Here is a 14,166-nt window from a genome sequence, read left to right on the forward strand (position 1 = left end):
TTTCTCCCGACGATGTGGGCAAGCCCCGGAGCAACCGGGGCGCACTGATAGGGGGCTACTTCATGCGGACGAAACAGGTGACTTCGGTGTTCGGCGTCGGCGCGCTGGCCGGTCTGGCGATGGGCGCCATGGCCGGGATGGCGGCGCCGGCGATGGCGCAGGACACGATCAAGGTCGGCATCCTGCACTCCCTGTCCGGCACGATGGCGATCAGCGAGACGACCCTGAAGGACGTCATGCTGATGCTGATCGAGGAGCAGAACAAGAAGGGCGGCGTTCTCGGCAAGAAGCTGGAGCCGGTGGTGGTCGATCCGGCCTCCAACTGGCCGCTGTTCGCCGAGAAGGCGCGCGAGCTGCTGACCAAGGACAAGGTCGCCGCCGTGTTCGGCTGCTGGACCTCGGTCAGCCGCAAGTCGGTGCTGCCGGTCTTCGAGGAGCTGAACGGCCTGCTGTTCTACCCGGTGCAGTATGAGGGCGAGGAATCCTCGCGCAACGTCTTCTACACCGGCGCCGCCCCGAACCAGCAGGCGATCCCGGCGGTCGACTACCTGATGCAGAAGGAGAAGGTCCAGCGCTGGGTGCTGGCCGGCACCGACTATGTCTACCCGCGCACGACCAACAAGATCCTGGAAGCCTACCTGAAGGGCAAGGGCGTCAAGGACGAGGACATCAAGATCAACTACACGCCGTTCGGGCATTCCGACTGGCAGTCGATCGTCGCCGACATCAAGAAGTTCGGCTCGGCCGGCAAGAAGACCGCCGTCGTCTCGACCATCAACGGCGACGCCAACGTTCCCTTCTACAAGGAGCTCGGCAACCAGGGCGTCAAGGCGCAGGACATCCCGGTCGTCGCCTTCTCGGTCGGCGAGGAGGAGCTGGCCGGCATCGACACCAAGCCGCTGCTCGGGCATCTGGCCGCCTGGAACTACTTCCAGTCGGTGGAGACCCCCGCCAACGCCGAGTTCATCAAGGCGTGGAAGGCCTTCACCAAGAACGACAAGCGCGTGACCAACGACCCGATGGAGGCCCACTACATCGGCTTCAACATGTGGGTGAAGGCGGTCGAGGCGGCCGGCACGACCAATTCGGACGCGGTGATCGACAGCATGGTCGGCGTCTCGGTGCCCAACCTGTCGGGCGGCTATTCGGCGATGCTGCCGAACCACCACATCACCAAGCCGGTGCTGATCGGCGAGGTGCAGGAGAACGGCCAGTTCGAGACCGTCTCCAAGACTCCGGGCCTGGTCCCCGGCGACGAGTGGTCGGACTTCCTGCCGGACAGCAAGGACCTGATCGCCGATTGGCGCAAGCCGATGTCCTGCGGCAACTTCAACGTGAAGACCGGCAAGTGCGGCGGCAAGGGCTCGTGAGGGTCGCGTTCCTGACCGTCTGACCGTCTGAGTGTTGCGACGCTTGCCTTCTTCCTGACTGTTTCCATCCCCGCTGCTTTAAGCCCTCTCCCGACCCGGGAGAGGGAAGGGGCCCGCCGCGAAGCGGTGGGAAGGGTGAGGGGCTATCGGTGCATGGATTAAGCACCACGCCCGATAGCCCCTCACCCTCCCCATGCTTCGCATGGGTCCCCTCCCTCTCCCGGGACGGGAGAGGGCCAGGGCAGCGGGGATGGATCGGGGAAGAGGCAAGCGTTTTTCCGTTTGAAGAACCCCCAAGAAATCTCTCCCACGAGCCCGACGAAGGATCCCGCGATGCGACGCGCTCTCCGCTGGCTGATGGCCGTGTGCGTGGTGGCCGCCACGTCGACCGCCGCGCTGGCCGCCGATCTTCGACCGCTGGTCCAGGCGCTCGGCACCGGCGGCTACGCCGGAACCGAAAAGGCGCTGGCGCAGCTTTCCGAGGCCGGCGACCCGGCCGCCGTTCCGGTGATCGAGGCCCTCCAGGCCGGCGACCTCTATGTCCGCAAGGCCGACGGCGCCGTCGTCGTCGCGCGCAAGGCCGGGGCCGACTTCGCCCTGACCGATCCGCTGAGCGGCGCCGACCTCGGTCCGGCCGCCTCCGGCGCCATCGACAAGGTGAAGGTCAACAACGCGCTGCGCCGCGCCATCAGCGCCTCGTTGGGCGCGCTGACCCTGATGAGCCCCGACGCCGCCGTCCGCCGCTCCGCCGCCGACGCGGTGTTCAAGAGCCGCGACGCCTCGGCGCTCGACACGCTCAACGCCGCGCTGGCCAAGGAAACCGAAGCCGGCGTCCGCCGCGCCATGGAGCAGGCGCGCGCCGCCGTCATCCTCACCGCCGGCGCGTCGGACCCCGACACCCAGGCGGCCGTTGCCACGCTGGCCGGGCGCGGCGACCGCGACGCGCTGGCGCTGCTGACCATGGTCGCCGCCTCCGGCGCCTCGGACGCCGCCAGGGCCGCCGCCGCCGCGGCCGTCGCCTCCGTCGAGCGGAATCTGGCCTTCTGGGCGGCGTTGCAGAATCTCTGGTACGGGCTGTCGCTCGGCTCGGTGCTGCTGCTGGCCGCCATCGGGCTGGCGGTGACCTTCGGCGTGATGGGCGTCATCAACATGGCTCATGGCGAGATGGTGATGATCGGCGCCTACACCACCTTCCTGGTGCAGGAGCTGTTCCGTGCCCATGCGCCCGGCCTGTTCGACCTGTCGATCCTGGTGGCGCTGCCCGCCGCCTTCCTGGTGGCCGGCGGCGTCGGCATCGCCATCGAGCGCAGCGTCATCCGCTGGCTCTACGGCCGTCCGCTGGAGACGCTGCTCGCCACCTGGGGCCTGTCGCTGGCGCTCCAGCAGGCGGTGCGCTCGATCTTCGGGCCGAGCAACCGCGAGGTCGGCGCCCCGAGCTGGATGTCCGGCGCCTTCGAGCTGGGCGGCCTGACCATCACCTACGGCCGGCTGTGGATCGTCATCTTCGCCTTCGCGGTGTTCGCCGCCCTGCTGGTCGCGCTGAAGCGGACGTGGTTCGGCCTGTCGATCCGCGCCGTCACCCAGAACCGCCCGATGGCCAACGCCATGGGCATCCGCACCGCCAGGGTCGACGCGCTGACCTTCGGGCTCGGTTCCGGCATCGCCGGGCTGGCCGGGGTGGCGCTGAGCCAGATCGACAACGTCAGCCCCAACCTCGGTCAAGGCTACATCATTGACAGCTTCATGGTCGTGGTGTTCGGCGGGGTTGGCAACCTGTGGGGCACGCTGGTGGGTGCTTTGACGCTGGGCACGCTCAACAAGTTCCTGGAGCCCTACGCCGGCGCCGTGCTCGGCAAGATCCTGGTCCTGATTTTCATCATCCTGTTCATCCAGCGGCGTCCGCGCGGTCTCTTCGCGCTGAAGGGCCGGGCGGTGGAGGCCTGATCGATGCTGACGCGCTTTTTCCTGATGGGGCTGGACCGCAAGGCCGGGGTGGTGCTGACCATCCTGGCTCTGCTGGCGGTGCTGGTCCCGGTAATGACGCTGCTGGTGCCGGCGGATTCGCCCTTCCACATGTCGATCTTCACCGTCTCGCTGCTCGGCAAGTATCTGTGCTTCGCGCTGCTGGCGCTGGCGCTCGATCTGGTCTGGGGCTATGTCGGCATCCTGTCGCTCGGCCACGCCGCCTTCTTCGCGCTCGGCGGCTACGCCATGGGCATGTACCTGATGCGGCAGATCGGCCCGCGCGGCGTCTACGGCAATCCGGTGCTGCCCGACTTCATGGTCTTCCTGAACTGGACCGAGCTGCCCTGGTACTGGCTGGGCTTTGATCACTTCTGGTTCGCGGCGCTGATGGTGCTGGCGGTGCCGGGTGCCTTGGCCTTCGCCTTCGGCTGGTTCGCATTCCGCAGCCGCGTCACCGGCGTCTATCTGTCGATCATCACCCAGGCGCTGACCTTCGCCCTGCTGCTCGCCTTCTTCCGCAACGACATGGGCTTCGGCGGCAACAACGGGCTGACCGACTTCAAGGAAATCCTCGGCGCCGACATCCAGGCTCCGGGAACCCGCGTCGGGCTGTTCGTGGCCACCGTGGTGGCGCTCGCCTTGTCCTACATGATCGCCTCGGGCATCATCGCCTCGAAGCTCGGCAAGGTGCTGGTGGCCGTTCGTGATACCGAAAGCCGGGTTCGCTTCCTTGGCTACGACACCGAATCCTACAAGCTGTTCGCCTGGACTCTGTCGGCCTGCATGGCCGGCGTGGCGGGCGCCCTCTACGTCCCGCAGGTCGGCATCATCAACCCGTCGGAGTTCGCCCCGGCCAGCTCGATCGAGGCGGTGATCTGGGTCGCCGTCGGCGGGCGCGGCACGCTGGCCGGCGCCATCCTCGGCGCGGTGCTGGTGAATTTCGGCAAGAGCTACTTCACCGGCGCCCTGCCCGAGCTGTGGCTGTTCGCGCTGGGCGGCCTGTTCGTCGCTGTCACGCTGTTCCTGCCCAAGGGCATCCTGGGCTTGGGCGCGCAGCTCGCCGCCAAGCTGCCGAGCAACAAGGCGGGCAGCAAGTCCGCGCCCAGCGGCAAGACCGCCGACCAGAAGGGGATGTGAGCGATGAGCGCCGAGGACACTCTTCTCTACCTCGACGGCGTGTCGGTCAGCTTCGACGGCTTCCGGGCGCTGAACAACCTGTCGCTGGTGATGATGCCGGGCGAGATGCGCGCCATCATCGGCCCGAACGGCGCCGGCAAGACGACGATGATGGACGTCATCACCGGCAAGACCCGCCCCGATCACGGCACCATCCTGTTCGAGGGCGCCACCGACCTGACCCGGTTGCGCGAGGCGTCGATCGCCAACCTCGGCATCGGCCGCAAGTTCCAGCGCCCGACCGTCTTCGAGCCGCACACGGTGTGGGACAATCTGGAACTGGCGCTGAAGGCGCCGCGCCGGCCGCTGAGGACGCTGACCTACGCCATCGGCCGCGACGACAAGGCGCGCATCGAGGAGATCCTCGACATCACCCGCCTGTCGCCCAAGCGCGACCGCCTGGCCGGCAGCCTGTCGCACGGCGAGAAGCAGTGGCTGGAGATCGGCATGCTGCTGGCCCAGGATCCCAAGCTGCTGCTGGTCGACGAGCCGGTCGCCGGCATGACCGACGCCGAGACCGAACAGACCGCCGAGCTGCTGTGCGGCATCGCCGGCAAGCATTCGGTGATCGTGGTCGAGCACGACATGAGCTTCGTCCGCGCGCTGGGGGTCAAGGTGACGGTGCTGGCCGAGGGCTCGGTGCTGGCGGAGGGCTCGCTGGACGCGGTCAGCGCCAACAGCCAAGTCATCGACACCTATCTGGGCCGCTGAGGAAAAGGAAACGCACATCATGCTGGACGTTCGCTCCCTCGATCTGCATTACGGCGCCGCCCAGGCCCTGCGCGGTGTTTCCATGAAGGCCGAGATCGGCAAGGTCACCTGTCTGGTCGGTCGCAACGGCGTCGGCAAATCCAGCCTGCTGCGCGCCATCGTCGGGCTGAAGCCGGTCAGCGGCGGCGCCATCGGCTGGGACGGGGCGGACATCACCAAGCTCGCCCCCGCCGACCGGGCGCGGCGCGGCATCGCCTACGTGCCGCAGGGGCGCGAGATCTTCCCGCTGCTGACGGTGCGGGAGAATCTGCTGACCGGCTACGCGCCGCTGCCGCGCGCCCAGCGCTCGATCCCCGACGAGGTGTTCGAGCTGTTCCCGGTGCTGAAATCCATGCTGGACCGCCGGGGCGGCGACCTGTCGGGCGGGCAGCAGCAGCAGCTCGCCATCGGCCGCGCCCTGGTGACGCGCCCGCGCCTGCTGGTGCTGGACGAGCCGACCGAGGGCATCCAGCCCTCGATCATCAAGGACATCGGTCGGGCGATCTCCTACCTGCGCGACAAGGGGACGATGGCGATCGTGCTGGTCGAGCAGTATTTCGACTTCGCCCGCGATCTGGCCGACGACTGGGTGGTGCTGGAGCGCGGCGAGGTCATGCTGTCGGGCGCCCGCGCCTCGCTGAACGACGAGGATGTCCGCCGTTACCTGACGGTGTGAGCCCGAAGGGGGGGAGGGGCGCCGCCCCCGCGCCGACCGGGGTACGACTCAATCGCCGGTGGTGCGGGGGCCAATCTTTAAGAGGCGTTAACGATCCGGGCCGCATGATCGCCTCAACACGATCATCACCCCGAACCCGGAGCCAGCCGCCATGTCGTCCTTCAACGCCACCTCCTTCGACGCCGCCGTTTCCGCCGAGCCGCAGGTCCGCAAGATGCATGGTCTGGCCCGCGCCGCGGTGTGGGTGGTGGCGATCGGCGCCCCGTGGGTCGCCATCGTCCAGGCGGTCCGCCTGATCTTCTGAGCGCCCCGTCTGGCCGCTAGCCGCCGGAACACGGGCCGGACAGGCTGTTGGCGCGCCGCCACGCGCGCGGCGATGCGACTCCTCCCGACCGCCACACCGGGAAAGACGGTGCGGCGGCCGGCCGGATTCCCTGGCTCTCCGGTGGAGGGCGTTACTGGGTGGGGGCCACCCAAGGCTCCAGCGCGCCGATCTTCCTGGCGCGCTTCTCGTCGGCCGACAGCTTGAAATTGTGCTGGTAGGGCGCGCTCTCGAAAGAGCCGTAGCCGGGGTTGGCCAGCATCAGCCAGTCGCGGCCGAAACGCTCCTTGTCCGCCTCGAACGCCTTCAGCCGGTCGGCCTCGCCGCCGTTGTAGGCGTCGGAGAAGTCGCCGTAATTGTCGCCGAACAGCAGGACGATGCGGTAGTCCTTGGCGATGAAGGCCCGGCGCGTGCTCTTGGCCGAGCCCCAGTCGGGCTTCTCCTTCGACATCAGGAAGGTGTCGACGTTGCCCCCCATCGGGAAGCCCAGCGCCTGCGCGTTGCGGCGGGTCGGCTCCTCCTGGTCGGCGTTGCGGTTGGTGACGTAGAAGACCTTCACGCCCTTCGACTCGGCGTATTGGGTGAACTCGACGGCGCCGGGAACGGCGGTCGCCTTCTCGGCCTTGACCCAGGCGTCCCAGCTCTTCGGCGAGAACTCGCCGTTGGTGGTGACCAGCCCGGCCTGATAGGCCGAGTTGTCCATCGCCGTCTCGTCCAGATCGAGCACGACGGCCGGCGGCAGATCCTGGTAGGCGCCGGTCTGCTCGGTCGCTGCCGTCCAGTTCCTGTCGGCCAGCGCCTTGTCGAGCTGGATCCGGCCCAGCGCGTAGACCGCCAGCGCGTTCGCCTTGTACTCGACCGAGCGCTGCATCCACAGCTCGGCGTTCAGCAGGTCGTTCTGTGGCACCGGGTCGGCGGCGAGAGCGGGAGACAGGGCGGAGGCGGTCAGGAGGGACAGGGCAAGCGCACCGGACAGGCGCATCGGCAAACGCCCGGCACCAGCGGATCGGATCATCGGCGGAACCTCTTCGATGGATGTAACGAAAGTGTCATCGAAGCATATTTTCCGCCGCTTGGCGATGCGTCCCCGCAGTCATGCCGGTAGGCTCATGCCGCCCCGGCGATGATGCGCAGCGTGGCCGGGGACTGGTCGCGGAAGCTCCAGCGCAGCGGGATGGCGGCGCGCTGCCGCCACCCGCGCTCCACCGTCAGGCTCCAGGAGCGCTGGGCGCCCGGCAGATCGCCGGACGGCTCCCAGTCGATGGTCACCCGGCCGCTCAGGTGCAGCGCGTCGCCGGTGGCGAAATCGACGACCAGCAGGCCGGCCCGCGGATTCACCAGGAAATTCCCCAGCGTGTTGAAATAGCGGTTGCCGGAATAGTCGGGAACGGTCAGCCGGTCGCCGTCGATGCGGATGAAGCCCGCCGGCCCGCCCCGGTGCGACACGTCGAAACCGCCCTCCGCCCCTGGTGTGGACGAGGAGGCGACGAAGACCGTGTCGGCCTCGGCGATGGCGCGGCGGGCGTCGGCGTCCAGGCCGCCCAGCGGCTCGCGCGGGGCTGCGACCGGGGCCGCCGTCTCCACCAGCCGCCCCTGGATGTATTGCGGGCAGTTGCCGAAGCTCTGCTCGACCATCAGGTCGAAGCCGCCTCCGTCCGCCGCGATCACCGTGCCGTTGAGCCGGTTGCGGCGCCGGGTTGCCAGATCGATGCCCAGCGCGCCGACCGCCGCGCCGGGGGCGGGGCCGCCCGGCCAGCCGTCCCACGCCCCGTGCTCCGGCCGGATCCGGAGGATGCGCGGATCGGGGGAGGTAACGAACCCCGGCGGGCCGGTCAGGATCCCGGCCGAGGGCGCGCCCTGCGCGTCGGCCGCGGCGACCAGCAGAAAGGGCAGCAGCGGGTAGAAGTCGCGGTGCTGCGGGATCAGCACGTCGCGGATCGGGGCGGACGGCACGCGGAAGCCGGCCCGCGCCTGGGCCTCCCGTTCGCCGGGATGGAAGGGATCGTCGAGCGGATCCGGGTGCATGGCCGTCCTCCTCGTGGTTTGCCGCCGGTCAGGCGGGTTGGGGAATGGGGGTGCGCGGCATGGCGGTGAAGCGCGGCAGCGCCTCCACCCGCTCCAGCCAGCGGCGCACCGCCGGGTAGGGATCGAGCGCCACATGCCCTTCCGGCGCCCGCGCCACATAGGCGTAGCAGGCGATGTCGGCGATGGTCGCCCGGTCGGCGGCCAGCCAGTCCTGCGTTTCCAGATGCTGCTCCATGAAGCGCAGGATCCGGGTCGCGGCGGCCTGGGCGTCGGCCATCGATTCCGGCCCGCCCCACAGGGTGAGGATGCGCGCCCGCGCCGGCCCGAAGCGGATGTCGCCGGCGGCGACCGACAGCCAGCGCTGGACGCGCGCGGCGGTCGGCGGATCGCCCGGGTTCCACTGCCCGGTCTCGTCGTAGCGGGCGGCGAGATAGACCAGGATGGCGTTGGAATCCGGCACCACGACGTCGCCGTCGACCAGGACCGGCAATTGCCCCAGCGGGTTCAGCGCGAGGAAGGAGTCGCTGCGGAGCTGGTCGTAGCACTCCACGTAGCGGTGCGGCAGGCCGAGGATGTTCAGAAAGGCTTCCGCGCGGTGCGCGTGGCCGGACAGCGACATGCCGTAGAGCGTGATCCCGGATTCGGTCATCGGAGTCTCCCGTTGAGGGCTTGGGTGCCGGTTGGCGATTGCAGGGAACCACTTGCGTCGCCCATGGGGAATGCGCTCTCATTGCAAGGAACTCTTGCGGAAACCGGAAGGATCGCCGGGAGGATCATGGACCGCCTGGACGAGCTTGCGCTGTTCGTCGCCATCCTCGACGCCGGCAGCCTCGCCGGAGCGGCGAAGCGGCTGGGCCGCTCGGCGGCGGCGGTGACGCGCGGCCTGACCGCGCTGGAGGAGCGGCTCGGCGTCCGCCTGATCGAGCGGACGACGCGCAGCCTCGCCCCCACCGAGGCCGGACGGCGGCTGGCCGAGCAGGCGCGCCGGCTGCTCGCCGATTACGACGAGGCGTTGCTCGCTGCCGGAACCGAGCGCCCGCTGCACGGCCGGCTGCGGGTGACGGCGCCGGTGATGTTCGGGCGCAAGCATGTGACGCCGCTGGTCATCGGCTTCATGCGCCTCTACCGCGACGTCCGGGTGGAGCTGGTGCTGTCCGACGGCAACCTCGACCTGATCGAGCAGGAGCTGGACGTCGCCATCCGCATCGGAAACCTGCCGGATTCCGGGATGGTCGCGCGCCGCGTCGGGCAGGTCGGCCGCTATCTGGTCGCCAGCCCGGCCTACCTCGCCGAACGCGGCGTCCCCGAAACCCTGGAGGATCTGGCCGGGCACGACGTCATCGTCAGCGTGCCGCGCCCGGTTCCGGCGGAATGGCGCTTCACGCTGGACGGGCGCGAGCGGGTGGTGCGGCTGTCCCCGCGCCTGGCGGTCAGCCACATCGAGCCGGCGCTGCTGGCGGCGCGCGAGGGGCAGGGGATCGCCCGCCCGCTGTCCTACCAGGTGGCGGAGGATCTGGCGGCCGGAACGCTGGTGCGGCTGATGCCGGAGAGCGAGCCACCGCCGCTGCCGGTGCAGGTGGTGGTGCCGACGGCGCGCTTCATGCCGGGGCGGGTGCGCGCCTTCCTCGACCACGCGGTGGAGGGGCTGTCGGCGCTGGCGGTGCTGCACTGTGGCGGGCGGACCAAGTAAGGAGGAGTCCAATGGGCGCGCGTGCCGTCGTCCCCCCGGAAGTGGGGCAATTCCTGGAGGCATGGCGTCTGGTTCCCGACGCCCCCCTGCTGAGCACGCGGTCCAGTTGGGTGCTTCCGGTCCGGCGCGAGGGGGCGCCCGCGATGCTGAAGGTCGCCCGGATCCCCGACGAACGGGCGGGCTACCGCCTCATGACATGGTGGGGTGGCCAGGGTGCCGCCAAGGTCTTCGCCTCGTCCCCGGACGCCCTGCTCATGGAGCGGGCGGCGGGCGGCGCCGACGATCTCGCCCGGATGGCATGGTCGGGCCGGGATGACGAAGCCTGCCGCATCCTGTGCGGCACCGTGGCCCGGCTGCACGCGCCGCGCCGTGGTCCGCTTCCGGAGCTGCACCCGTTGGACGTCTGGTTCCAGCCGCTCTTCCAGCTCGCCACGGAACAGGCGGCGCTGGCGCCCGCCGCGGACACCGCTCGCCAGCTCCTGGCCGCTCCCCATGCCGTCTGCCCGCTCCATGGCGATCTGCATCACGGGAACGTGCTCGATTTCGGTGAGCGGGGGTGGCTGGCGATCGACCCGCATGGGCTGCTTGGCGAACGGACCTTCGATTACGCCAACATCTTTACGAATCCCGATCTCGGCGACCCAAGCCGGCCGCTCGCCACCACGCCCGGCCGGCTGGAGGCCCGGTTGGATGTCGTGACCAGGGCGACGGGGATCGAGCCCGGGCGGCTCCTCCGCTGGATCGTCGCGTGGACGGGCTTGTCGGCGGCCTGGTTCATCGGCGACGGCGACGACCAGGGCGCCATGATCGATCTCACGATCAACGCCATGGCCCGCCGCCTGCTCGGGTAGCCGGCTCCGGCCCCGGCCCGGGCGGAATCCGGGTGAGCGCGCGTCGTCGGGCGCGTCGTCGGGCGCGGGGTTCTGGAAACGCTCCCCGAGGGATCACGCGGCGCGGATGCCGGCGAGGAAACGGTCCATCTCCGCCTGGAACTCGCGGGCGTGGCGCGACAGCGTCTCTCCGGCGCCCAGCACCTGGGCGGCGGCGGCCCCGGTGTCGTGCGAGGCGCGGGTAACCTCGGCGAGGCTGGCCGAGACGTGCCGCGTGCCGGTCGCCGCCTGCCGCACGTTGCGGGAAACCTCGCTGGCGGCGGCGGTCTGCTGGTCGACCGCCGCGGCGATTGAGCCGGCCACCGCGTGCATCGCCTCGATGGTCGCTCCGATGGCGGCGATGGCCTGCACCGCCCCGCCGGTGGCGTCGCGCATGGCGGCGATCTGGGCGGCGATCTCGTCGGTCGCCCGCGCGGTCTGGCTGGCCAACGCCTTCACCTCGCCGGCGACCACCGCGAAGCCCTTGCCGGCCTCGCCGGCGCGGGCCGCCTCGATGGTGGCGTTCAGGGCCAGCAGGTTGGTCTGGCTGGCGATGTCGTGGATCAGCGTCACCACCTCGCCGATGCGCTCGGCGGCCTCGGCCAGCGCCCGCACTGTCAGGCCGGTGCTCTCCGCCTGCCGCTTGCCCTCGCCGGCGATGGCGGTGGACTGCACGACCTGATCGGTGATCGCGCGCACCGTCGCCGCCATCTGGTCGGTGGCCGCCGCCATGCTCGCGACGTTGGCGGAGGTCTGCTGCGCGGTCGCGGCGCAGGTCGCGGCCTGCCGGTTGGTCCGGTCGGCCAGCTGGGTCAGGCTGCGCGCGGTGCCGTCGAGCGCCGTCGCCGAGTCGACCACCGTGCCGAAGACGCGGGTGGCGGTTCCGGCGAAGGCCCCGGTCAGCGCCTCCACCGCCAGGGCGCGGCGGTCGCGGGCGGCCTCGGCGGCGGCGTGCTCGGCGGCCAGACGCTCGCGGTCCAGGGCGTTGCGGCGGAAGACCTGGAGCGCGCGGCCCATGTCGCCGATCTCGTCGCGGCTGTCGTGCGTCGGGCAGGCGCTGGCGGTGTCACCGGCGGCGAGCGCCGTCATGGCGCCGGTCATCCGCCGCAATGGCCGGGCGATGGTAAGGCGGCCGACCGCCGAGGCCAGCGCCGTGCCGCCCAGCGTGCCGCCGGCCAGGATCGCCAGCATGACGCCCAGGCGCTGGCGGGTGTGGGCGTCCATGGCGGCGTTGAGCTCCCCGACCTCCGCCGCGTTGCGGGCGGCCAGATCCTGGACGAGGTCGTTGAGCGCCTTGCGGTTGGTCCGGTTGGCGTCGTTGTCGCCGTAGGCACGCGCCGCCGCCAGCGTGTCCTCGCGGGCCAGCCGGACGAGTTCGGAGCGGAAGCGGATGAACTCGCGGGCGCGGGCGTCGGCGGCGTCCAGCTCGCCGTGGCGGCCGGGCGGCAGGAAGCCGCGCCACCGCGCCATCGCCGCGTCGAGCGCGCCCAGGCCATCGAGCAGCGGCCGGGCGAACTTCTCCGCCTCGGCGCGGTCGCGGGCCATGTAGATGCCCCGCGAATCCATCACCAACGACAGCATCAGCCCGTTGACCCGCTCCCCCATCACCGCGCGCGACGAGGCCAGCCGCATGTCGGCGACCAGCGCGTCGTGGGCCAGCAGCGTGTCGATGCCGACGATGCCGACCAGCGCCGCGACGACGGTCATCAGCCCGACCAGGACGTGGATCTTGGCGCCGATCCGCAGGCGCTGGAAGAGGCGATTCATGACGGGCCTCCGGGGGTTGCGATGCCCCCGGCGCCCGTCACGCGCCTCGGTCGGCTCTTCAGTCGGCGAGGCGTGTCGTCAGGCGCGGGGCGCTGTGCGTCGCCGCGGCGACTGTGCGGGTCCGCATCGGTTTCAGGACGAACAGGGCGAGGAAGGCGGCCAGCGCGTTGACGATGGCGACCGTGTGGAACACCGTCTGCCAGCTTCCCGTCGCCGCCACCATGACGTTGCCGAGCGGCACCAGCAGCGCCGCCGTGCCCTTGGCGGTGTAGAGCAGCCCGGCGTTGGTCGCGGCAAACCTCGAACCGAAGGTGTCGCCGCAGCAGGCCGGGAACAGGCTGTAGATCTCGCCCCAGGCGAAGAACACCAGCCCGGTCAGCAGCACGAAGGCCACCGGGTCGCTGCCGTAGGCCGACAGCGCCATGACCCCCACCGCCTCGATGGAAAAGGCGATGAACATGGTGTTCTCGCGGCCGATGTGGTCGGACACCCAGCCGAAGAAGGGCCGGGTCAGGCCGTTCAGCACGCGGTCGATCGACAGCGCGAAGGTCAGCGCCGGCAGGGTCAGCCCGAGCAGGCTGACCGGAGTCTTCTCCAGATTGTAGTCCGCCGCGATGGGGCCGAGCTGCGCCGTCACCAGCAATCCGCCCGCCGCCACCATGGTGAACATCAGGTACATGACCCAGAAGACCGGGGTCCTCAGCATCTCCTGCGGGGCGTAGTGGCGCCGGACCGGGGCCGCCGCCGTGGCGGCGGTGGCGCCCTCCTTCGGCGGGGCGACCATGAACCAGGCCAGCACGAAGACCACCAGCCCCTGGCCGACGCCGAAGGCCATGAAGGTCGCCTCGTAGCCCGAGGAGGCGATCATGGTGGCGATCGGCACCACGGTCAGGGCCGAGCCGGCGCCGAAGCCGGCCGCGGTGATGCCGGCCGCCAGACCGCGGCGGTCGGGAAACCATTTCAGCGCGTTGCCGACGCAGGTGCCGTAGACGCCGCCCGCCCCGATGCCGCCGATCGCGGCGGCGATGTAGAGCAGGACCAGCGAATCGGCCATCGCGTTCAGCATCCAGGACAGCGCGCAGAGCACCGCCCCCAGCAGCACCACGATGCGCGGCCCGAATTTGTCGACGAACCAGCCCTCGACCGGCACCAGCCAGGTCTCGGTGACGACGAAGATGGTGAAGGCGACCTGGATCGCCGTGCGGCCCCAGCCGGTCTTGGCGTCGATCGGCTCGACGAACAGGGTCCAGCCATATTGGAGATTGGCGATCATCGACATGCAGACGACGCCGATCAGCAATTGCATCCACCGCCCGCCGATTGGTCCGGCGGTGCGCGCTCCTCCCAGCAGCATTCTGTCTCCTCCCGTATGCACCCGAATGTTCTTGTCTGTTCGGACGCCCGGACCGCTGCCTTGACGGCTGTTGCCTCGGCTTTTGTGTCGGTCTGGGTAAAACGGGATGGAGCGGCGGTTTCGCTTGCCAATCGTCAGGCGCGCCGGTGCCAGGATGCCCGCCATCACAGGCTGGCCGACGCGACTGGCATGCCAGATGCCC

At 70.1% G+C, this 14,166-nt stretch carries 13 protein-coding genes; 8 read left to right on the forward strand and 5 right to left on the reverse strand.

Features of this window, described 5'->3' with window-relative positions:
- Positions 1–62 precede the first annotated feature (62 nt).
- From urtA to JN22_RS13955, 6 genes are all read left to right on the forward strand, one after another.
- Positions 63–1,370, forward strand: coding sequence for an urea ABC transporter substrate-binding protein (gene urtA / locus JN22_RS13930; protein ID WP_085554465.1), 1,308 nt, complete (start codon positions 63–65; stop codon positions 1,368–1,370).
- Between the two features lie 333 nt (positions 1,371–1,703).
- Positions 1,704–3,314: an urea ABC transporter permease subunit UrtB gene (gene urtB / locus JN22_RS13935; RefSeq protein ID WP_085554466.1), complete on the forward strand. Its 1,611-nt coding sequence runs from the start codon at positions 1,704–1,706 to the stop codon at positions 3,312–3,314.
- Positions 3,315–3,317: 3 nt separating this feature from the next.
- Complete coding sequence (gene urtC, locus JN22_RS13940; protein WP_085554467.1) at positions 3,318–4,472, forward strand: urea ABC transporter permease subunit UrtC; 1,155 nt, start codon at positions 3,318–3,320, stop codon at positions 4,470–4,472.
- 3 nt (positions 4,473–4,475) lie between these two features.
- Positions 4,476–5,222 carry an urea ABC transporter ATP-binding protein UrtD gene (gene urtD, locus JN22_RS13945; protein ID WP_085554468.1) on the forward strand — a complete coding sequence of 249 codons (747 nt, stop codon included), beginning with the start codon at positions 4,476–4,478 and terminating at the stop codon, positions 5,220–5,222.
- A gap of 19 nt (positions 5,223–5,241) precedes the next feature.
- A complete protein-coding gene (gene urtE / locus JN22_RS13950) occupies positions 5,242–5,937 on the forward strand; it encodes an urea ABC transporter ATP-binding subunit UrtE (RefSeq protein ID WP_085554469.1) in 696 nt (231 codons plus the stop codon).
- A gap of 151 nt (positions 5,938–6,088) precedes the next feature.
- Positions 6,089–6,241, forward strand: coding sequence for a hypothetical protein (locus tag JN22_RS13955; protein ID WP_179166154.1), 153 nt, complete (start codon positions 6,089–6,091; stop codon positions 6,239–6,241).
- Between the two features lie 151 nt (positions 6,242–6,392).
- Here JN22_RS13955 and JN22_RS13960 read toward each other — a convergent pair whose 3' ends face one another.
- From JN22_RS13960 to JN22_RS13970, 3 genes are all read right to left on the reverse strand, one after another.
- Complete coding sequence (locus JN22_RS13960; RefSeq protein WP_143268296.1) at positions 6,393–7,274, reverse strand: 5'-nucleotidase, lipoprotein e(P4) family; 882 nt, start codon at positions 7,272–7,274, stop codon at positions 6,393–6,395.
- Positions 7,275–7,366: 92 nt separating this feature from the next.
- Positions 7,367–8,284, reverse strand: coding sequence for a pyridoxamine 5'-phosphate oxidase family protein (locus JN22_RS13965; RefSeq protein WP_085554471.1), 918 nt, complete (start codon positions 8,282–8,284; stop codon positions 7,367–7,369).
- A gap of 28 nt (positions 8,285–8,312) precedes the next feature.
- Positions 8,313–8,933 carry a glutathione S-transferase family protein gene (locus JN22_RS13970; protein ID WP_085554472.1) on the reverse strand — a complete coding sequence of 207 codons (621 nt, stop codon included), beginning with the start codon at positions 8,931–8,933 and terminating at the stop codon, positions 8,313–8,315.
- Between the two features lie 126 nt (positions 8,934–9,059).
- Between JN22_RS13970 and JN22_RS13975 the strand changes: the two genes are divergently transcribed.
- Together JN22_RS13975 and JN22_RS13980 are read left to right on the forward strand one after the other, a co-directional pair.
- Positions 9,060–9,974 carry a LysR family transcriptional regulator gene (locus tag JN22_RS13975; RefSeq protein WP_085554473.1) on the forward strand — a complete coding sequence of 305 codons (915 nt, stop codon included), beginning with the start codon at positions 9,060–9,062 and terminating at the stop codon, positions 9,972–9,974.
- A gap of 11 nt (positions 9,975–9,985) precedes the next feature.
- Entirely contained in the window at positions 9,986–10,825 is an 840-nt protein-coding gene (locus tag JN22_RS13980) for an APH(6)-I family aminoglycoside O-phosphotransferase (protein WP_143268297.1), read from the forward strand.
- A gap of 93 nt (positions 10,826–10,918) precedes the next feature.
- Here JN22_RS13980 and JN22_RS13985 read toward each other — a convergent pair whose 3' ends face one another.
- Together JN22_RS13985 and oxlT are read right to left on the reverse strand one after the other, a co-directional pair.
- Positions 10,919–12,610 (reverse strand): methyl-accepting chemotaxis protein, encoded by a 1,692-nt coding sequence (locus tag JN22_RS13985; RefSeq protein ID WP_085554474.1) that lies wholly within the window; start codon positions 12,608–12,610, stop codon positions 10,919–10,921.
- A gap of 58 nt (positions 12,611–12,668) precedes the next feature.
- On the reverse strand, positions 12,669–13,964 hold the full coding sequence (gene oxlT / locus JN22_RS13990) for an oxalate/formate MFS antiporter (protein WP_085554475.1): 1,296 nt from the start codon (positions 13,962–13,964) through the stop codon (positions 12,669–12,671).
- Positions 13,965–14,166 lie beyond the last annotated feature (202 nt).

This window comes from Azospirillum agricola (genome assembly GCF_020005195.1).
Classification (GTDB): Bacteria; Pseudomonadota; Alphaproteobacteria; order Azospirillales; family Azospirillaceae; genus Azospirillum; species Azospirillum agricola.

What these genes read in the sequence shown, in the direction of transcription:
- oxlT (WP_085554475.1), bottom strand. Translation starts at nt 13,964, where the DNA reads ATGCTGCTGGGAGGAGCGCGCACCGCCGGACCAATCGGCGGGCGGTGG.
- JN22_RS13955 (WP_179166154.1), top strand. Translation starts at nt 6,089, where the DNA reads ATGTCGTCCTTCAACGCCACCTCCTTCGACGCCGCCGTTTCCGCCGAG.
- urtB (WP_085554466.1), top strand. Translation starts at nt 1,704, where the DNA reads ATGCGACGCGCTCTCCGCTGGCTGATGGCCGTGTGCGTGGTGGCCGCC.
- urtE (WP_085554469.1), top strand. Translation starts at nt 5,242, where the DNA reads ATGCTGGACGTTCGCTCCCTCGATCTGCATTACGGCGCCGCCCAGGCC.
- urtD (WP_085554468.1), top strand. Translation starts at nt 4,476, where the DNA reads ATGAGCGCCGAGGACACTCTTCTCTACCTCGACGGCGTGTCGGTCAGC.
- JN22_RS13965 (WP_085554471.1), bottom strand. Translation starts at nt 8,284, where the DNA reads ATGCACCCGGATCCGCTCGACGATCCCTTCCATCCCGGCGAACGGGAG.
- urtC (WP_085554467.1), top strand. Translation starts at nt 3,318, where the DNA reads ATGCTGACGCGCTTTTTCCTGATGGGGCTGGACCGCAAGGCCGGGGTG.
- JN22_RS13980 (WP_143268297.1), top strand. Translation starts at nt 9,986, where the DNA reads ATGGGCGCGCGTGCCGTCGTCCCCCCGGAAGTGGGGCAATTCCTGGAG.
- JN22_RS13975 (WP_085554473.1), top strand. Translation starts at nt 9,060, where the DNA reads ATGGACCGCCTGGACGAGCTTGCGCTGTTCGTCGCCATCCTCGACGCC.
- urtA (WP_085554465.1), top strand. Translation starts at nt 63, where the DNA reads ATGCGGACGAAACAGGTGACTTCGGTGTTCGGCGTCGGCGCGCTGGCC.
- JN22_RS13985 (WP_085554474.1), bottom strand. Translation starts at nt 12,610, where the DNA reads ATGAATCGCCTCTTCCAGCGCCTGCGGATCGGCGCCAAGATCCACGTC.
- JN22_RS13960 (WP_143268296.1), bottom strand. Translation starts at nt 7,274, where the DNA reads ATGATCCGATCCGCTGGTGCCGGGCGTTTGCCGATGCGCCTGTCCGGT.
- JN22_RS13970 (WP_085554472.1), bottom strand. Translation starts at nt 8,933, where the DNA reads ATGACCGAATCCGGGATCACGCTCTACGGCATGTCGCTGTCCGGCCAC.